A 17,200-nucleotide genomic window follows, 5' to 3' on the forward strand; every position below is an offset into this window, starting at 1 on the left:
ATTGCGGGAGCTTTTGCATGCGTATTCTGATCGCCAACGTAAACACCACCGAAGCCATCACCGAGGCCATCGCCGAACAGGCCCGCAGCGTTGCGGCGCCCGGCACCGAGATCGTCGGCCTGACCCCCTGGTTCGGCGCAGAATCAGTGGAGGGCAACTTCGAGAGCTACCTGGCCGCCATTGCCGTGATGGACCGCGTGCTGGCCTACGACCAGCCCTATGACGCGGTGATTCAGGCCGGTTACGGCGAGCATGGCCGCGAGGGCCTGCAGGAGCTGCTGAGCGTGCCGGTGGTGGACATCACCGATGCCGCCGCCAGCACCGCCATGTACCTGGGCCACGCCTACTCGGTGGTGACCACCCTGGACCGCACCGTGCCGCTGATCGAAGACCGCCTGAAGCTCTCAGGCCTGTATGAGCGCTGCGCCTCGGTCCGCGCCAGCGGCCTGGCGGTGCTGGAACTGGAAGCCGACCCGCAGCGCGCGGTCGAGGCCATCGTCGAGCAGGCCGAACGCGCCGTGCGCGACGACAAGGCAGAGGTGATCTGCCTGGGTTGCGGCGGCATGGCCGGGCTCGACGAACAGATCCGCCAGCGCACCGGGGTGCCGGTGGTGGACGGTGTGAGTGCGGCGGTAACCATGGCCGAGTCGCTGGTGCGCTTGGGCCTGAGCACCTCGAAGGTACGCACCTATGCCACGCCGCGGGCGAAGAAGGTGATCGGCTGGCCGATGCGCTTCGGGCGTTGATCAGTCCGCCCCCCCTGTAGGAGCTGGCTTGCCAGCGATGAGGCCGGCAGCCATGACGCACAGGTCCGACCTCATCGCCGGCCAGCTCCTACAGGGGGATCACCCCGGCCAGGCGCTCGGCACTGCCACAGGCCAGGGTGAACCCCAGCGCCCCATGCCCGATGTTCAACCACAGGTTGCGATAGGCCGTATCCCCGATCAGCGGCACCCCGCTGGGTGTCGCCGGGCGCATCCCCGCCCAGGCCTGCGCCGCGTCATACTGCGCTGCATCCGGCAAGGTCGCCCTGGCCAACCGCTCCAAAGTTGCCAGCCGTTGCCGCTCAAGCCCTTCGTCGAAGCCGACGATATCCACCATCGCCGCTACCCGCAGCTGGTCGTGCAGGCGGGCATAGACCACCTTGCGTTCGTAGTCGGTCACGCTCAACTGCGGCGCCCGCTGCCCGGCAAGAATCGGTGCCGTCAGGCTGTAGCCCTTCAACGGGTACAACGGCAGGCGCACCCCAGGCAACCCCAGCGCAGCACTGCGATGGCCGGCGCACAGCACCACCTGCTGCACCGCCAGCCGCTCATCGCCAAGCTGCAATGCCACCACCCGCCCCTGCTCATGCAGCAGGCGCTTCACTGGCTGCCCAAGGATAAACCCGCATCGGCCGGAGGCCTGCAAGCGCGCTGCCAAAGCCAGGCAAAACCGATGACAGTCGGCAACCTCATCATCCGGGGTATGGATACCGCCAATGAACGGTGCATCGGCCAACGCGGGTTCAAGTTGACGCACTGCATTGCCATCGAGCACCTGCTGCGCGCCTGCATCGATCAGGCCCGCCCGCGCCTTGGCGAACGCCGTTTCGCTGCGAAACGCCACCAGCTTGCCGTTGCGCCGCCAGGCAAAACCCGCCAGTGCATCCTCCCCGCGCCAGCGCGCCAAGGTGGCCTGGCTGTGCAGGGCCAACTCCAGCAGACGGGCGCCGTTGCGCCGGTTCACAGAGCGCCGGCAAGCGCCCAGAAAGCCCGCCAGCCAGCGCCACTGGGCCGGGTCCATGCGCAGCCGCAGGCGCAAGGGTGAGTCACCTTGCAGCAACCAGCCCAATGCCTGCCACGGCACCCCGACATCGGCCAGCGGCGACACATAGCGGTACGACAGCTGCCCGCCGTTGGCGAAGCTGGTACCACTGCCCAGGCTGTCGCGGCCCTCGACCAAAGTCACCTCCCGGCCTTCGCGCACCAGGGCGTAAGCCGTGGCCAAGCCGATCACGCCACCACCGATCACCGTCACTCGCTTGCTCATCATCGCCCCCCGTCTGTTGCGCTCAGGCTACGGCCGATGACAGCCAGCGGATAATGCCGGAACATGCCCAGGGTATGAGCAAAGGTTATGGAGTGCGCCATGCGCCTGCGACATATCGAAGTTTTCCAGGCTATCCGCCAGGCCGGGTCCGTCAGCGCTGCCGCGCAATTGCTGCATGTCAGCCAGCCGGCGGTGTCCAAGGTGTTGCAGCACGCTGAACAGCAACTGGGCTTTGCCTTGTTCCGCCGGGTGCGCGGCAAGCTGCAGGTGACCCCCGAGGCCTTGCTGCTGGAACACGAGATGGACAAGGTCAGCGACGGCCTGGACGCCGTGCGCCGGCTGGCCGTGAGCCTGCGTCGGCAACCGGCGCTGGCGCTGCGTATCGGCGCCACGCCGGCGTTGGCCCAGGCACTGCTGCCGCAGGTTATAGCCGCCTGGCAGCAACGCCATCCCGCCACCCGCTGCGAGCTGGCCAGCCTGCATAGCCGCGAACTGGTGCAGCACCTGCTGATGCGCGAGATCGACCTGGCGCTGACCCTGCACGACCCCCAGCATCCAGGGCTCAAGGTAGAGCCGCTGGCCAGTGGCGAACTGAGGGTGGTGGCACCGTTCGGCTACTGGCCTGCGCAGCAGGCTGGCAGGCCATTACCGGTGGATGAGCTTGCCGATGCACCGCTGATCGGCCTGAGCAGCAGCGATCCGCTGGCCAGCCGGGTCAACCAGTGCCTTCGGGGTATCGAGCCGCCCGCGCGCATCGATGTGCAGGTGCAGACCTACGCCCTGGCGCGGGCCATGGCCGAAGCCGGGGCGGGTTTGGCACTGATCGACCCGTTCACCGCGCATGGCTTGCCGGCCGGGCAGTCCAGGCCGTTGCAGCCGGGGGTTGCGGTGACGGTGTATGCGCTGACCCGGGCCAGTGAGGCGGTGCAGCATGGATTGGAAGAACTGGTGGGGGATTTTGCACAGAGGGCGCGGGGGATGATCGCGATCGCCTCATAGCGGTCGTTGGTAACCAAATGTGGCCGTAAGTAGGAGTCTTCTTAGTGTTGCGTAGGAGCGTTCCCAACCCCTGAATCCCCCGCAGAATCGCGTCTTTCCAGCTGCTACGGTTCCCGTCCGACCCACAGGCAGGGAACCGCCGCCATGTTGCATTCAACCGCCAAGGCCCGCTTCACGCTGGCCTTCGATCACCTAGCTTGCGACTTTCAGGTGCTGTCGTTCACTGGCCGCGAAGCCATCAGCCAGCCTTACCGCTTCGAGCTGGAGCTGGTCAGCGAACAGCCGGACATCGACCTTGAAAGCCTCCTGCACCAGCAGGCTTTCCTCACCTTCGGCGATGACGGCCAAGGCATCCACGGCCAGGTCTACCAGGCTGCGCAAAGCGACGCCGGCCAGCGCCTGCAGCGCTACCGGATCAGCCTGGTACCACGCCTGCTGTACCTGAGCCTGCGCTACAACCAGCGGATCTTCCAGCAGCGCACCGCGGCGCAGATCATCGCGACGATCTTGCAGGAGCACGGCATCACGCCCGACCACTTTCGTTTCTCCCTCGGCACCCCGTGCCCACCGCGCGAGTATTGCGTGCAGTACGACGAGTCCGACCTGCACTTCGTCCAGCGCCTGTGCGAGGAAGAAGGCCTGCACTACCACTTCGAACACCACCGCCAAGGCCATCTGCTGGCGTTCGGCGACGACCAGACCTTCTTCCCCAGGCTCGCCCGGCCGACTGCATACGTACAGGACGCTGGCCTGCTCGCCGACACGCCGGTGATCCACCAGTTCGGCCTGCGCCTGGAAACCCGCACCACCCGGGTCAGCCTGCGCGACTACGACTTCGAGATGCCGCGCCTGCTGCTGGAGGCCAGCCACGGGCCAGGCGCCTCGGCACAGGACACACCAGACCTTGAGCACTACCACTACCCCGGCCACTTCACCGACCGCGCCTGCGGCCGGCAGTTGTGCCAGCGCGCGCTGCAGCGCGAACGCGCCGATTACTGCCAGGCCCAGGGCTGCAGTGACGAGCCGGGACTGGCCAGCGGTAGCTTCATGACCCTGGCCGGGCACCCGCGCCGCGAATGGAACGACCTGTGGCTGCTGACCGAAGTACGCCACGAGGGCCATCAGCCACAAGTACTGGAGGAGTCGATACCGCAGGGCTGCGCTTCGCGCTACGCCAACCAGTTCCTGGCCACGCCCTGGAGCACCTTCTACCGGCCCCCGCTCGAGCACGAAAAGCCCCAGGTGCTCGGCTGCCAGACTGCCGTGGTCACTGGCCCGGCGGGCGAGGAAATCCACTGCGACGAATACGGCCGGGTCAAGGTGCAGTTCCACTGGGACCGCGAAGGCCAGGGCATTGATACCAGCAGTTGCTGGCTGCGGGTGGCCAGCGGCTGGGCCGGCCCGGGCATCGGTGCGCTGGCCATCCCGCGGGTCGGCATGGAGGTGCTGGTGGAGTTTCTCGAAGGCGACCCCGACCAGCCGCTGGTCACCGGCTGCCTGTACCACGCCGAGCACCCGCTGCCGTACCCGTTGCCAGCACACAAGACCCGCAGCCTGTTCAAAACCCGCAGCAGCCCTGGCGGTGGCGGCAGCAACGAGCTGTACCTGGAGGACCGCAGCGGCCAGGAGCAGATCTTCATTCATGCCCAGCGCGACTGGGAGCAACGCATCGGCAACGACCAGAAGACCCACGTCGGCCATGAGCGCCACGACCGTGTGCTGGGCAACAGCTTCAGTGCGTTCCAGGCCGAGGAGCACCGCACCACGCATGGGGACCGCAAGACCGAAGTGCGGGGCAACGACCACCTCAGTGTGGGCAACGACCAGCACATGAAAATCGGCTGCGCGCAACTGATCGAGGCGGGCCAAGAAATCCATATCAAGGCCGGCGAGATGCTGGTGATCGAAGCCGGGCTGGAGCTGACCCTGGCGGCGGGTGGCGGCTTCATCAAGCTCGATGCGGGCGGGGTGAGCCTGGTCGGCGCACAGGTGGCGTTCAACGGCGCGGGGGCGCCGGTTAAAGGGCGTGGGGTTGCGGTGGAGTTGCCACGGTTGCCGGGTTTGGCGCAGCCGCAACGCGCCCCGGAGCCCCTGAGTGAATTGCGTCAGTATCGGGGCCGTTATCAGATGACCGATGCACAGACCGGCAAGCCGCTACCCCGGGTGCCGTATGTCCTGCAGCAAGCACAGGGCCGCCGTATTGCCGGCTACAGCGATGGCCAGGGCCGGACCGCCGAAGTCGTCAGCCAGAGTCCGGAACCACTGGAGCTGCTGACCCCTGAACGCAGGGCCGAGCCCGTCCGCCCCCTGATCAGGGCAGGGGAGCCTGGGGCTGGCGCCATCCTTTTCGATCTGAAAGACCCGGAGTGAGTCATGGCAATGAAGCAAGCGACTGAAACCAATCACGGTTGCACGACCACCAGCATCGAAGGGCGAGTGGAAATAGCAGCGCTGCCGACTGAACAGAACAAGCGCTATCTGGTGGAAAAAGCCGATTACGGTGTGCGCTTTCCGAGGTTGACCCTGCGCCAGAGCCCGAGTGGGCAACTCATGCCTGTAGAGATGAAGCAGTTGGTGATGAGTGGGCTCATCCGCCTGGACGAGTATCGGCATGACTATCGGTTTGATTACAAGGCGGAGGTGAGTTTTGACATGACGACCCATCCCCCCAGGCCTTTTTTAAGTTCAAGTGGCGGCAATAAAGATCCGGACCGCAGGCATACCTTGAATCCTTTTCCGAAAGGTTTGACGCGCGGGCTGCTCAGGCGGCCAGACGTGATTATCGTGAAAGATCCGGGTGTGCGCTGGCCAGGGCAGGCAGGGACTGACCATGATGGGGTCATGCATGAAAACAACTTGGAGCGGGTGGTAGAAGTCAAGTTTCCAGGGGATGATTTTCATTTTTCACAGCGCCGTGATTATGAGGCCATTGCCGGTGGCGCTCGACGACTGTCATTGCTGAACATATTTGACTGTAGAGATGACGACACCAAGGCAAGAGAGATGAGTTACCACACGGCTCACCAGCCAGCACAAGAACGGAACTCAGAAAGAAGTCCTTCACTGGTGGCCAATGACGACGGTTCATTAGTTTCCGTTCCCGCCTATGGACCAACGACAGCTGCAAGGGCAGCAGTCGTTCAGTGGTGGGTGGGTGTTGAGCGAACGGTTGGTGCAATTTATGACGAAGCCTCTAGAGAAATCAGTGAGCTCTCTGACGAGCTAAAGGCGTTTTTCAGCGACACCCTTCAATGGATCAGTGAAGCCGGTAGCTGGATGAGAATCGAAGCCGAACAGGCATGGACATGGATCAGTGACGTCTCTGGAGAGGCTATCCGCTGGACCGACCAGCAGTTGCAAGCGATTTGGCTTGATGTCCAGGCGTATACGGATATCACGCTTGAGATGTTGAAGGTGGTCGACTGGGCACAATTACTGGCGGATGCCGGAACTCGCGTGCTCACCGCCGTAGTGATCGTGTCGGTCGCCGGGGTGCTTTTCACCGTCTGCGCTCCGGCTTCAATCGTGGCGGGCCTGCTGGTACTGCTCAGGTTGGCTGCCTCGTTCTGGCGTGTATTAGTGCCCACTTTGGGTGGGGCCGCGCTTGTTCCCGCGCCAGCGGGTTGATCCTGAATCCGCAAACATTCATAGACAAAACCTTGGTGTTCTACGGGGGTTAGGGATAGCTACGTTTATCTTGGTTTTTAACTGAAAGGACATAGACGTTGAGTAACTCGAGCAGCCTGGATCAACAGGCCTCAAGCATCCTGTCTCAATTAGAGCAGAGCGAGAAAGCAGCCACCCTGGGCTTGGTAGCGACCTTTTTTTTCAAGGAAGGCTATAGCCAGGAAATAAAAGCGCGAATGATAGAGGGGTTCGAGCGATTTGCGTTTGAACATGGAGGTCAAATCAATCAAATGATTCATGGTCGATCGACAGGATATACGAAGCAACGATTCGATCGAGCCGTGAAGAAATTGCGCAATACTGGACCCAATGAGGTATTCGAGTTGTACCTGGGTAGTGGAAGTCGCCTTGAAGAGGTCGACGAAATCAGCCTGGCGGCCCTCAATACCTATGAGGTACATGGGGATCGCTTCCGGTCATTTTTGAGAATGGTCTTGCCTTGGGCGATATTGAAAGAACCTGATGGCCCGGAGCGATTCCAAGGCTGGTTACTCTACCTCGCCGATCTGGTGGGTGCAGACCACGGCTGTGCGGGGTTGTCATGCATATTACCCTACGATTTCGATCGCTACCTTCCTCTTGAGTACGAACTTGCAAAGCAATATCCAGGGCTTGAGGTAGCGACTCAGCCGCAAAGTCTGTCGCTGTACCTGTCCGAGGCCATCAAGGGCGTCAATTGGTACACCGTCATCAGCCAGCGATTCGTCGAGCGCATCGGCGGGCAAGACAACCTGGAGCGCAAGCTGCGCGCCTGTGCAGGCGTTGAGTGCTTCAACTATGACAATGGCCTTGTCATTCGCGCTGGCGCCTTGCCCGAACTCGGCACCCCCGAAAAACCGCCGGCTGCGTATGTGGCGGTGAACCGAATCCTCAAGCCGCTGCGTATCACCAACCCACAATCGCTGCACTACTACTCGCCGTACAACAACATGTTCGATGAGACCAGCAGCGAACGCTGGTACGCCCGCTTCGACGTCGACGATTCGACCCCTGCCATCCCGACCAAGCTCGCCGCCGGCCAACCCTGTTCGGTCACAGGTTTCTGGTCCAGCCCTGCAGGCCCCAATTCGCGGCGCCATTTCACCGCCGGCGAGATCATGCCGGAGTTCAAAGGCTCCAGCTGGGGCGCCACGTTCTGGCACTGGGCGGGTGAGGACTGAGCAATGCTTCAATCGTCGCGGGTCAGCACTTCCAGCAGTTCGATTTCGAAGGTCAGGTCCGAGCCCGGCGGGATCGAACCCACGCTGCGCTCGCCATAACCCAAGTGCGCCGGCACCTGCAGCCGGCGCTTGCCGCCCACGCGCATGCCCATCAGGCCCTGGTCCCAGCCCTTGATCACCCGGCCGGTGCCGATCACGCACTGGAACGGCTTGCCCCGCGCCCAGGACGAGTCGAACTCGCTGCCGTCGGCCAGCCAGCCGGTGTACTGGGTAGTGATCAGCGCGCCCTTGACCACGGCCTTGCCGTCGCCCTCCTGAATATCGATGACTTGCAGCTCACTGCTCATGGCAGGCTCCTCTAAGCGGTTGCGAATGGCCGCCGTTTTGTCAGGAATGCACAGGTTTGGCAAGTTCCTTGGGTGGTTCGTGCTGGTGCATCGACCACAGCACACCACCGATTACCAGCACGATCGCCGCCGCTTCCAGCAAGCTCGGCCCGCTCTGGCGCCAAAGGAAGGCGTACAGCAGCGCGAACAGGGTCTCGAACACGATCAACTGGCCGCTCAAGGTTAACGGCAAGCGCTTGGACGCCGCGTTCCACAATGCCATCGCCAGCCACGAGCCAAGCACCGCGCACCCCAGGCTGGCCAGCCAGAACAGCCACCAGCGCGAAGCCGGCGCCTCCACTTGCAACTGCTGCGGTTGCCACAAGGCCAGCACCGCCACTAGCACCACGCTGGCAAGGCCAGTCAGCACGCCGCACAGCACCGACCACTGGTGGCTGTCGAAATGCCCGCACTGTTTGAGGTAGCGGCTGTTCTGCACTGCGTACCAGGTCCAGCAGGCCAAAGCCGCCAGGGCGTAGAACAGCCCCATGAGCTTGTCGCCCAAGTCGCCCGGGGCGAAAGCGAAGGTCTCCAGGTTGATGCAGAGCATGCCGCCAAGGATCAGCGCCAGCGGCCCCACCAGCCGGGCCAGGGGCACCGAGCCGCTGTCGTTGCGCCCGTACAGGGTGATAGTCAGCGGCAGCACACCGACGATCAGCGAGGCCGGGGCCACGCCCAGGCGCTGGATCGCCGCCACCAGGCAGATGAAGTACGCGAGGTTACCGATCACTGCCAGGCGCAGCAGCATCCAGGCGTCGGCCAGTGTCAAGCGGCGCAGTTGCCGGGCCATGGGCAGCGCCAGCAGCAGCGAGATCACGCCCACCATCAGGTAGCGCACACTGGTCAACAGCATCGGGTTGAACTCCGGCAGCAGCTCCGGAACCATCAGCACCATGCCCCATAACGCACCGGCCAGGCCGGCATACATCACACCGCGTTTCACGTCCGCGCTCCTCTGTCGGAATGTGCGCAGGCTAGCGCCGCAACCGGGCCTTAAGCAAAAGATCAATACGCATGCAGCCATTCCCAGCAGGAATGCCTCGCCCTATGATGAGCCCACCTGCCCTGCCCGGACACTGCCATGAGCCGCTACAGCCGCCACCTGCCCCCGCTGGACACCCTGATCGCCTTCGAGGCGGTGGCCCGTACCGGCAGTTTCACCCGCGCCGCAGGCGAGCTGTACCTCACCCAAAGCGCGGTCAGCAAGCAGATCCGCCTGCTGGAGGATCACCTGGGCGCGCAGCTGTTCGAACGCCGCGCCCGGGGTGTCAGCCTGACCTTTGCCGGCGAGCACTTCCAGGGGGTGGTAGAGCCCATGCTCGACCAGTTGCTGGCCAATGTGCAGCGCCTCAAAAGCGGCCATGGCGACCGCCATGTCAGCGTCATCTGCACCCATGCGGTGGCGCAGTACTGGCTGTTCCCGCGCTTGCTGCGCTTCAGCGAGCAGCACCCGGAGCTGACGGTGAACATTCACGCCAGCAACGACATCAACGAGAGCCTGATCGGCGAGTACGATTTCGGCATTCTTTACGGGCATGGCCGCTGGCGAACCTTGCAAGCCAGCAAGCTGTTCGACGAGGTGGTGTTCCCGATCGCCAGCAGCCATCACCCCTTGGGCAGCGGCGAGAGCCTGGCCGAGTTGCAAACGCTACCCTTGATCCAGCTGGATGCCTCGGCCTGGAACTGCCTGGACTGGCACGACTGGTTCGCTCATTTTGGTGTGCGCTACCAGGCGCCGGCCGATGCCTTGACCTTCAACCAGGTGAGCCTGGTGTTCGATGCGGTGCTGCAGGGCATGGGCGTGGGACTGGGTTGGGAGGCCATGGCCCGGGACCGCATCGCCGCCGGGCTGATTCGCCCGGTGTCGGACTTCGTGGTGCGCACCGGGCAGGCCGACTACCTGGTGCACGACCGCCAGACCCTGCCCTCGCCGGCCGCCCAGGTGTTTGCCGACTGGTTACTCGGGCAGCCTTAACTGAACTCCTCGAAGGCCTGCTCGCCGGTCAGCTCGCGGGTGTTATTGGCGAAGCAATACCAGGCGGGTTTCTGCTCGATGAAGATTTGCAGGTTGAAGTCCCAGGCTTCGTCGCCGTCGATCAGGCCGATGGGAATGGCGTAGCTGTCGTTCTGCTTGAGGCGGTAGAACAGGTGCGTGCCGCACTGGCCGCAGAAGCCGCGCTGGGCCCAGTCGGAGGAGTCGTACACGCTGGGGGGGCGGCCTTCGATTTTTGGGGGTTGGCTGCAGTGCACGACCAGCAGCGGGCCGCCGGTCCATTTTCGGCACATGCTGCAGTGGCAGGCGCTGATGTGGGTGGTGTCGGGGGTCAGCTTCAGGTGCGTGGCGCCGCACAGGCAGGTGCCTTGTTTTTCCTGGGGCATGGGGGGCTCCTTGCTGGTGATGGTGGGGAGTGGAGTATAGGTTCGGGTTCGGGTTCGGGTTCGGGTTCGGGTTCGGGTTCGGGTTCGGGTTCGGGTTCGGGGCTTTAGGGTGATTGCTTTGGGAGATGTATGCGCATTCGTTGACGATAAGCGCTTTTCGTCACCTTTCCGCCCTTACGGCGGCTTACTTTTGTCTTGGCAAAAGTAAGCAAAACCGCCTGCTCCTATCATCCGGCCCCCTACGCTGCGCTTCGGGGTTCCCTCGCTCGGGCTTGCTCGGAGGTACGCGCCGACGGGCCGTCCCTGGCCCGATCGGCGCTCGACCGGCATCCATGCCGGTCGCCCTCCTACGCAATCCCTACGCTCGGCCTCCTGAAGTCGCGATTTGTGTTGCCTGAACTACCGCGCGCTTAGAAGCAAGATCAAGAGCCAGATCAAGAGCCAGATCAAGAGCTGGGATGTGGGTTTGATTGTTATTGATGTGTTGTTTGTTCTGACGCCATCGCGGGTCAAGCCCGCTCCCACGTTAGTTGTGCGTACCAAATTCAAGCGTGAGCGGGCTTGCCCGCGATTAAATCCTGAGTTCCCACGGTGGCAACTAGCGACCGAGCTGCGTACTCCCAGGCGCCGCCACTAACTTCGCGACTTCAGGAGGCCGAACGCAGGGATTGCGTAGGGGGGCGACCGGCATGGATGCCGGTCGAGCGCCGATCGGGCCAGGGACGGCCCGTCGGCGCGTACCCCCGGAGCAAGCCCGGAGTGAGGGTACCCCGGAGCGAAGCGCAGGGGCCGGATGATGGGAGCGAGCGGTTTTGCTTACTTTTGACAAGACAAAAGTAAGCCGCCGTAAGGGCGGAAAGGTGAATAAGCGTCACTACAAATAATGAATGCGCATACAACTTTCAAAACAACCCAACAACCCAACAACCCAAAAACTCAGAACCTCAAACTACCCAAGCACCGGCGTAACCACCCCACCCCCACCAAAAAACCCCTGCAAATTCCGCAAAACCAAAGCCACCGTATCCCGCGCCGCCTCAGGCGACTGCCCCGCCACATGCGGCGTCAACACCGTATTGCCAAGCCCCCGCAGCACCTCAGGCACCAAGGGCTCATCATCGAACACATCCAGCGCCGCCCCGGCAATCCCGCCGCTCTGCAACGCCTGCACAAGCGCCGCGGTATCCACCACACTCGCCCGGGCAATATTCACCAGATACCCCTCGGCCCCCAAGGCCTCCAAAACAGCCCCATCCACCAGGTGCCTCGTCCCGGCCCCGCCAGGCGTGGCAACCACCAGAACGTCCACCGCATCGGCCAGGTGCAACGGGCTGTCATACCAGGTGTAGGGCACATCAGCCCGGGGCGTGCGGCTGTGGTAGCTGACACTCATGTCGAACCCCAGCGAAGCCCGCCGGGCAATGGCCTGCCCCACCGCACCAAGGCCAATCACACCTAAACGCTTGCCACTGACCGAAGGGCTGATCACCCGGTTCCACTCACCACGCCGGGTGCTGGCATCGGCCCGCGGGATATCGCGCAACAGCGCCAGCAACAGGGCCATGGCATGGTCGGCCACCGGCCCCGCATTGGCCCCGGCACCGTTGGTGACCGTGATGCCGCGGGCAAACGCCGCCGCCAGGTCCACCTGCTCGTAACCGGCACCGATCACGCAGATGATCTGCAACCCAGGCAAGGCATCGATTTCAGCGGCTGTCAGGCCCAGCGGCCCACGGGTAAGCACGGCGTCGATCTCGCCGGCATGCCGGGCGATGGCGTCGGCGCGCATCTGTGGCGACGGTGCGCGGATCAACCGGTAGCCGGCGTGCTCCAGCAACGGCAGGTAATCGTCTACGGTTTCCACCAGCACCAGGACTGTCTTGTTCATGCCACCTCCGGTCAATGGGAAGGGGCATTATGCAGCGGGCCGACCATGGCATGCCATCTCGGCCACAAGGCGCTCGTTACTGGGCGAAAGCCCGGCCCAGGCCGCCCGGCACACCACTGCTGTCGGTTTCCTGCCACGGGCCGTTGGGGCTCAGCGACCAGCTCCAGCCGCTGTTCCAGCGGTAATAGGTGCGCTGGCGGTAGAAGGTGTTCGGCTGCTTCTCCAACACGTACACCCCAAGTTTGGGGTCCCAGTGGCTGGCGCCACCTGGTGGTGGGGCGAAGCTGGCCGAGGTGCGCGGCATGGGTTTGGGGATGGCCGCCGGGCCGCTTGGCTGGCTGCCGGGCAGCGGCTTGACCACCGGCCCCTGGGGTTGCGGCGTGCTCTCGATTGGCGGCAGCGGCTCGCGCTCCACCGGCTGGTGCACCGTACACGCAGAAAGCCCCAAAGCCAGGGTGATCAGGGTCAGGCGGACGGTGCTGTTCATGATGGCTGCTCGCTCAAGAGTCGGGGCTGTCGATGGTCAGGTGCTGGGTGGCCTGGGTGCCGGTGGCCAGCGGCGCGCTCTGCGCCTTCCATTCACCGCGGGTCGGCTGGCCGGCACGGGAGACACGTGCAACCAGTTGGACTTCGGCGAAATCCGACAGTTTCATCTGCGGCATCATCGCGTCCGCATCCGACAGCTCCACCTCGATGGGCAACTGCGCCACGGTCACGCGCTTGGCCGCCAGCGGCATCGGCGGGCCGTTGCTGGCGCGGGCGAAGATGAACACGGTGTCGTCCGGGCGCACCTTGTCTTTCAGCGCTGCAGCCAGCTCCACTCGCACCTTCAGGCGTGCGCTTTCGGCCACCTTGCCGCTACCGGCCTTGAGCCGGTCAGCGGCGCGGTCGATACCGCCCTGCAAGGCAGCGCGCGAGGCGTCGCCCTCGGGCAGTTGCGCCAGCAGGCGCTTCCAGAAGTCGATAGCCTCTTGGTAGCGCTCGCCCTCGAACGCGGCGATACCGCGCAGGCCCAGGCTGGTGACCTCGTTCGGGTCGGCCTTCAGCGCCTCGTCGGTGAGCGCCTGGACCTGCGTCGACCACCGCTTGTCGGCCGCAAAGTACAGTGCCTGGGCCCACTGCCCCAACAGCTCCGGCTGGCGGCCGGCCAACGCCACCGCACGCTCGAAGGCCTTGGCTGCATCGCCCGGGCGCTGCTCGGCCATATAGGCACGGCCAAGGAAGTACAGACCCTCGGCCGAGTCCGGCTGGGCCTGCACGGCGCGCTCCAGGCGTGTGGTCATCTCTTGCATCGACTGCGGCGCGCTGGCGAATTCACGGGTCAGTTCAACCTTGTCGGCAGCGCCAAAATGCAGGTACAGCCCCAACCCCATGGCGGGCACCAGCAACGCCGCCAGCAGCGGGATCAACCGGCCCAGCTGGCCCTGGCGCACGCTATCGTCGCGCTCGGTGTCGGCCAGCAGCTCGCGGGCAGCTTCATCGCGCCCATTGGCCAGTTGCGCGTCATCCAGCACGCCGGCGGCCTGCTGGGCGGCAAGCTCCGCCACACGTTCTTCATACAACGCCACGTTGAGCGCGGTGCGGTCCTGTTCGGCCTGCTGGCGACGGCGGCCACGCAGAATGGGGATCAGCAGAAAAGACAGGGCGGCGAGCAGCAGCAGGCCGGCGCTAAGCCAGAATTCAGTCATGGGTGCGTTCTTTTTCCAGCAGTTTGGCGAGCCGCGCGTGTTCCTCGGCGGACAATTCGGTTGGGCCGGCCGCAGCCTGGCCACGGCGGCGCCGGACGATCACCGCCAGCACCACGAAGCCGCCGGCCAGCAAGATCCCGGGGCCGAACCAGAGCAGCCAGGTACGCCCGCTCAAGGCCGGCTTGTAGCGCACGAAGTCGCCGTAGCGGTCGACCATGAAGTCGATGATCTGCTGGTTGCTCTGGTTCTCGCCGAGCATGCGGAAGATCTCGCGGCGCAGGTCTGCGGCAATCGGCGCGTTGGAGTCGGCGATGTCCTGGTTCTGGCACTTGGGGCAGCGCAGCTCCTTGGTCAACTGCTGGTAGCGCTCACGCTCGGCTTCGTCGCGAAACTGATAGGTGTCGATGGCCGCCCGGGCCATGCCGGCCAGGCTCACGCCCAGCACGGCAGCTGCCAGCCAGCGCTTCATGGCCGGGCCTCGTCGACCAGCCCTTGGTACAGCGGCGCCAACTGCTCGCGCCACACCGTGGCATCGACCACGCCAACGTGCTTGTAGCGAATGATGCCTTTGGCATCGACCAGGAAGGTTTCCGGTGCGCCGTACACGCCCAGGTCCAGGCCCAGCGAGCCCTGCGGGTCGGCGATGTTGAGCTGGTAGGGGTTGTGGAACTCGGCCAGCCACTTCAGCGCGGCGGCGCTGTCATCCTTGTAGTTGACCCCGTGGATTACCACGCCCTGCTGCGCCAGCTGGTTGAGGTAGGGGTGCTCGACCTTGCACGACGGGCACCAGGTCCCCCACACGTTGACCAGCGCCGGGCGGCCGAGCAGGTCGGCCTGGGTCAGCGCCCGATCGCCCTGCACGGTCTGCAGCGCAAACGCCGGGAACGGCTTGCCGATCATCGCCGAGGGCAGCTCGTCGGGCTTGAGGAACAGCCCTTTGTACAAAAAGACCGCCACCAGCAGGAACACCGCCAGTGGCACGACCATGATCCAACGCTTCATGCAGTCGCTCCAGACACGCCCAGGGCCTCACGCACCCGGGTCTTGACCTTGACGCGGTAGCGCCGGTCGAAGGCCGCCAGCAAGCCGCCCAGGCCGGTCAAAAGACCGCCCAGCCAGATCCAGCGCACATAGGGTTTGATATGCACCCGCACCGCCCAGGCGCCGTTTTCCAGCGGCTCGCCCAGGGCGACGTACAGGTCGCGGGTAAAGCCTGCATCGATACCGGCCTCGGTCATCATCGACTGCTGCACGGTGTACAGGCGCTTCTCCGGGTGCAGGACGCTCACCTCGCGGCCGTCGCGGGATACGCGGATGGTGCCCTTGTCGGAGATGAAGTTCGGCCCTTCGAAGTGCCTGGCGCCTTCGAACAGGAAGTGATAACCGCCAAGCTCGACGCTCTCGCCCGGCGCCATGCGCAGGTCACGCTCGGCGCTGTTGTTGCTCGACAGCACCACGCCCAGGGCGCACACCACCAGGCCCAGGTGAGCCAGCTGCATGCCCCAGTAGCTGCGGGTCAAACCCGCCAGGCCCTTGCCCAGGCCCTTGTGGCGGGTCTTGTCGAGGATGTCGCGCACACCGCTGAGCACCACCCAGGCGGCCAGGGCGAATACGCTCAGCGCCGGCCAGTCGAAGTCGTCGACGATCAGCCCGGCCACTGGCGCCAGCACGGCGCTGCCCACCAGCACCGGGGTGAGCATGCCGGCCAGCCATTTGCCGGGGGTGTCCTTCCAGCGCACCAGCACGCCCACGCCCAGCACCAGCATCAGCAAGGCCATCAACGGCAGGAACAGCGCGTCGAAGTACGGCGGGCCGACCGACAGCTTGGCCCCGGTCAGGGCGTCGAGCACCAGCGGGTACAGGGTACCCAGCAGAATCATCGAAGCCGCCACCACCAGCACCAGGTTGTTGGCCAGCAGCAGCGTTTCGCGTGACCACAGGGCAAAGCCGACCTGGCTCTTGACCACTGGCGCGCGCAGGGCGAACAAGGTCAGCGAGCCGCCGACCACGAACAACAGGAAGATCAGGATGAAAATGCCGCGCGACGGGTCGGCGGCAAAAGCGTGCACCGAAGTCAGCACCCCGGAGCGCACCAGGAAGGTACCCAGCAGGCTCAGCGAGAACGCGGCGATGGCCAGCAGCACGGTCCAGCTCTTGAACACGCCGCGCTTTTCGGTCACCGCCAGCGAGTGAATCAGCGCCGTGCCCACCAGCCAGGGCATGAACGAGGCGTTCTCCACCGGGTCCCAGAACCACCAGCCACCCCAGCCCAGCTCGTAGTAGGCCCACCACGAACCCAGGGTGATGCCCACGCCGAGAAACGCCCAGGCAACGATGGTCCAGGGCCGCGACCAGCGCGCCCAGGCCGCATCCAGGCGGCCGCCCAGCAGCGCAGCGATGGCGAAGGCGAAGGCTACCGAGAAGCCCACATAGCCCATGTACAGCATCGGCGGGTGGACGATCAGGCCAAAGTCCTGCAGCAGCGGGTTGAGGTCGCGACCGTTGGCCGGCACCTGCGGCAGCAGGCGCGAGAACGGGTTGGAGGTGATGATCAAAAAGCTCAAGAAGCCCACGCTGATCATGCCCATCACCGCCAGCACCCGGGCCAGCATCACCTGCGGCAGTTGGCGCGAGAACACCGACACGGCGAAGGTCCAGCCCCCCAGAATCAGCGCCCACAGCAGCAGCGAGCCCTCATGGGCGCCCCACACGGCGCTGAACTTGTAGTACCAGGGCAAGGCGCTGTTGGAGTTGCTGGCCACATAGGCGACCGAGAAGTTGTCGGTCATGAAGGCGTGGGTCAGGCAGGCGAAGGCGAACGCCAAAAAGGCGAACTGCCCCCAGGCCGCCGGGCGTGCGAGGCCCATCCACAGGCTGTCGCCGCGCCAGGCGCCGAGCAGCGGCACGCTGGCCTGCACGGCAGCGAAGCAGATCGCCAGGATCATCGCCAACTGCCCGAGTTCGGGTATCACCAGAGCTGCG

Annotated in this window: 16 protein-coding genes; 6 read left to right on the forward strand and 10 right to left on the reverse strand. The window is 64.6% G+C overall.

Going from position 1 to position 17,200, the window contains the following annotated elements:
- The first annotated feature begins 17 nt into the window (after window positions 1-17).
- Window positions 18-746: an aspartate/glutamate racemase family protein gene (locus KSS93_RS21450; protein WP_217885886.1), complete on the forward strand. Its 729-nt coding sequence runs from the start codon at window positions 18-20 to the stop codon at window positions 744-746.
- Between the two features lie 88 nt (window positions 747-834).
- Here the strand turns inward: KSS93_RS21450 and KSS93_RS21455 are convergent, their stop codons facing one another.
- Window positions 835-2,031, reverse strand: a complete 1,197-nt coding sequence (locus KSS93_RS21455) for a D-amino acid dehydrogenase (RefSeq protein WP_217885887.1) — start codon at window positions 2,029-2,031, stop codon at window positions 835-837.
- Between the two features lie 99 nt (window positions 2,032-2,130).
- On the opposite strand from KSS93_RS21455, the gene KSS93_RS21460 reads away from it, so the two are divergent.
- From KSS93_RS21460 to KSS93_RS21475, 4 genes are all read left to right on the forward strand, one after another.
- The gene (locus KSS93_RS21460) at window positions 2,131-3,030 is read left to right on the forward strand and encodes a LysR family transcriptional regulator (RefSeq protein WP_217885888.1); all 900 of its coding nucleotides are present in this window, start codon (window positions 2,131-2,133) and stop codon (window positions 3,028-3,030) included.
- A 144-nt stretch (window positions 3,031-3,174) separates the two neighbouring features.
- Window positions 3,175-5,400, forward strand: coding sequence for a type VI secretion system Vgr family protein (locus KSS93_RS21465; RefSeq protein WP_217885889.1), 2,226 nt, complete (start codon window positions 3,175-3,177; stop codon window positions 5,398-5,400).
- A 3-nt stretch (window positions 5,401-5,403) separates the two neighbouring features.
- Complete coding sequence (locus KSS93_RS21470; protein ID WP_217885890.1) at window positions 5,404-6,657, forward strand: VRR-NUC domain-containing protein; 1,254 nt, start codon at window positions 5,404-5,406, stop codon at window positions 6,655-6,657.
- Between the two features lie 98 nt (window positions 6,658-6,755).
- Complete coding sequence (locus tag KSS93_RS21475) at window positions 6,756-7,877, forward strand: type VI immunity family protein (protein ID WP_217885891.1); 1,122 nt, start codon at window positions 6,756-6,758, stop codon at window positions 7,875-7,877.
- Between the two features lie 8 nt (window positions 7,878-7,885).
- Here KSS93_RS21475 and KSS93_RS21480 read toward each other — a convergent pair whose 3' ends face one another.
- Together KSS93_RS21480 and KSS93_RS21485 are read right to left on the reverse strand one after the other, a co-directional pair.
- Window positions 7,886-8,224, reverse strand: coding sequence for an FKBP-type peptidyl-prolyl cis-trans isomerase (locus KSS93_RS21480; RefSeq protein WP_217885892.1), 339 nt, complete (start codon window positions 8,222-8,224; stop codon window positions 7,886-7,888).
- Between the two features lie 40 nt (window positions 8,225-8,264).
- Entirely contained in the window at window positions 8,265-9,206 is a 942-nt protein-coding gene (locus KSS93_RS21485; RefSeq protein WP_217885893.1) for a DMT family transporter, read from the reverse strand.
- Window positions 9,207-9,344: 138 nt separating this feature from the next.
- Between KSS93_RS21485 and KSS93_RS21490 the strand changes: the two genes are divergently transcribed.
- Window positions 9,345-10,238 carry a LysR substrate-binding domain-containing protein gene (locus tag KSS93_RS21490; RefSeq protein ID WP_217885894.1) on the forward strand — a complete coding sequence of 298 codons (894 nt, stop codon included), beginning with the start codon at window positions 9,345-9,347 and terminating at the stop codon, window positions 10,236-10,238.
- On the opposite strand, the gene KSS93_RS21495 is transcribed toward KSS93_RS21490, so the two are convergent.
- The 7 genes from KSS93_RS21495 to KSS93_RS21525 all read right to left on the reverse strand — a co-directional run bounded on the left by KSS93_RS21495 (window position 10,235) and on the right by KSS93_RS21525 (window position 17,190).
- On the reverse strand, window positions 10,235-10,642 hold the full coding sequence (locus KSS93_RS21495) for a GFA family protein (RefSeq protein WP_217885895.1): 408 nt from the start codon (window positions 10,640-10,642) through the stop codon (window positions 10,235-10,237). The two genes, KSS93_RS21490 and KSS93_RS21495, sit on opposite strands and share 4 nt — an antisense overlap.
- Before the next feature lie 949 nt (window positions 10,643-11,591).
- Window positions 11,592-12,530, reverse strand: coding sequence for a 2-hydroxyacid dehydrogenase (locus tag KSS93_RS21500; RefSeq protein WP_217885896.1), 939 nt, complete (start codon window positions 12,528-12,530; stop codon window positions 11,592-11,594).
- A gap of 76 nt (window positions 12,531-12,606) precedes the next feature.
- The gene (locus KSS93_RS21505; protein ID WP_217885897.1) at window positions 12,607-13,017 is read right to left on the reverse strand and encodes a hypothetical protein; all 411 of its coding nucleotides are present in this window, start codon (window positions 13,015-13,017) and stop codon (window positions 12,607-12,609) included.
- A gap of 13 nt (window positions 13,018-13,030) precedes the next feature.
- Window positions 13,031-14,218 carry a c-type cytochrome biogenesis protein CcmI gene (gene ccmI, locus KSS93_RS21510; RefSeq protein ID WP_217885898.1) on the reverse strand — a complete coding sequence of 396 codons (1,188 nt, stop codon included), beginning with the start codon at window positions 14,216-14,218 and terminating at the stop codon, window positions 13,031-13,033.
- Complete coding sequence (locus KSS93_RS21515; protein WP_217885899.1) at window positions 14,211-14,687, reverse strand: cytochrome c-type biogenesis protein; 477 nt, start codon at window positions 14,685-14,687, stop codon at window positions 14,211-14,213. Before KSS93_RS21515 ends, ccmI begins: the two co-directional genes overlap by 8 nt.
- Window positions 14,684-15,220, reverse strand: coding sequence for a DsbE family thiol:disulfide interchange protein (locus tag KSS93_RS21520; protein ID WP_217839621.1), 537 nt, complete (start codon window positions 15,218-15,220; stop codon window positions 14,684-14,686). Before KSS93_RS21520 ends, KSS93_RS21515 begins: the two co-directional genes overlap by 4 nt.
- Window positions 15,217-17,190: a heme lyase CcmF/NrfE family subunit gene (locus KSS93_RS21525; protein ID WP_217843626.1), complete on the reverse strand. Its 1,974-nt coding sequence runs from the start codon at window positions 17,188-17,190 to the stop codon at window positions 15,217-15,219. Before KSS93_RS21525 ends, KSS93_RS21520 begins: the two co-directional genes overlap by 4 nt.
- Window positions 17,191-17,200 lie beyond the last annotated feature (10 nt).

The sequence above is a fragment of the Pseudomonas xanthosomatis genome (assembly GCF_019139835.1).
In the GTDB taxonomy this organism is placed as follows: domain Bacteria; phylum Pseudomonadota; class Gammaproteobacteria; order Pseudomonadales; family Pseudomonadaceae; genus Aquipseudomonas; species Aquipseudomonas fakonensis.

Coding starts and splice junctions, on each gene's coding strand:
- KSS93_RS21490 (WP_217885894.1), top strand. CDS start 9,345: ATGAGCCGCTACAGCCGCCACCTGCCCCCGCTGGACACCCTGATCGCC.
- KSS93_RS21505 (WP_217885897.1), bottom strand. CDS start 13,017: ATGAACAGCACCGTCCGCCTGACCCTGATCACCCTGGCTTTGGGGCTT.
- KSS93_RS21455 (WP_217885887.1), bottom strand. CDS start 2,031: ATGAGCAAGCGAGTGACGGTGATCGGTGGTGGCGTGATCGGCTTGGCC.
- KSS93_RS21465 (WP_217885889.1), top strand. CDS start 3,175: ATGTTGCATTCAACCGCCAAGGCCCGCTTCACGCTGGCCTTCGATCAC.
- KSS93_RS21495 (WP_217885895.1), bottom strand. CDS start 10,642: ATGCCCCAGGAAAAACAAGGCACCTGCCTGTGCGGCGCCACGCACCTG.
- KSS93_RS21520 (WP_217839621.1), bottom strand. CDS start 15,220: ATGAAGCGTTGGATCATGGTCGTGCCACTGGCGGTGTTCCTGCTGGTG.
- KSS93_RS21450 (WP_217885886.1), top strand. CDS start 18: ATGCGTATTCTGATCGCCAACGTAAACACCACCGAAGCCATCACCGAG.
- KSS93_RS21480 (WP_217885892.1), bottom strand. CDS start 8,224: ATGAGCAGTGAGCTGCAAGTCATCGATATTCAGGAGGGCGACGGCAAG.
- KSS93_RS21470 (WP_217885890.1), top strand. CDS start 5,404: ATGGCAATGAAGCAAGCGACTGAAACCAATCACGGTTGCACGACCACC.
- KSS93_RS21515 (WP_217885899.1), bottom strand. CDS start 14,687: ATGAAGCGCTGGCTGGCAGCTGCCGTGCTGGGCGTGAGCCTGGCCGGC.
- KSS93_RS21460 (WP_217885888.1), top strand. CDS start 2,131: ATGCGCCTGCGACATATCGAAGTTTTCCAGGCTATCCGCCAGGCCGGG.
- KSS93_RS21500 (WP_217885896.1), bottom strand. CDS start 12,530: ATGAACAAGACAGTCCTGGTGCTGGTGGAAACCGTAGACGATTACCTG.
- ccmI (WP_217885898.1), bottom strand. CDS start 14,218: ATGACTGAATTCTGGCTTAGCGCCGGCCTGCTGCTGCTCGCCGCCCTG.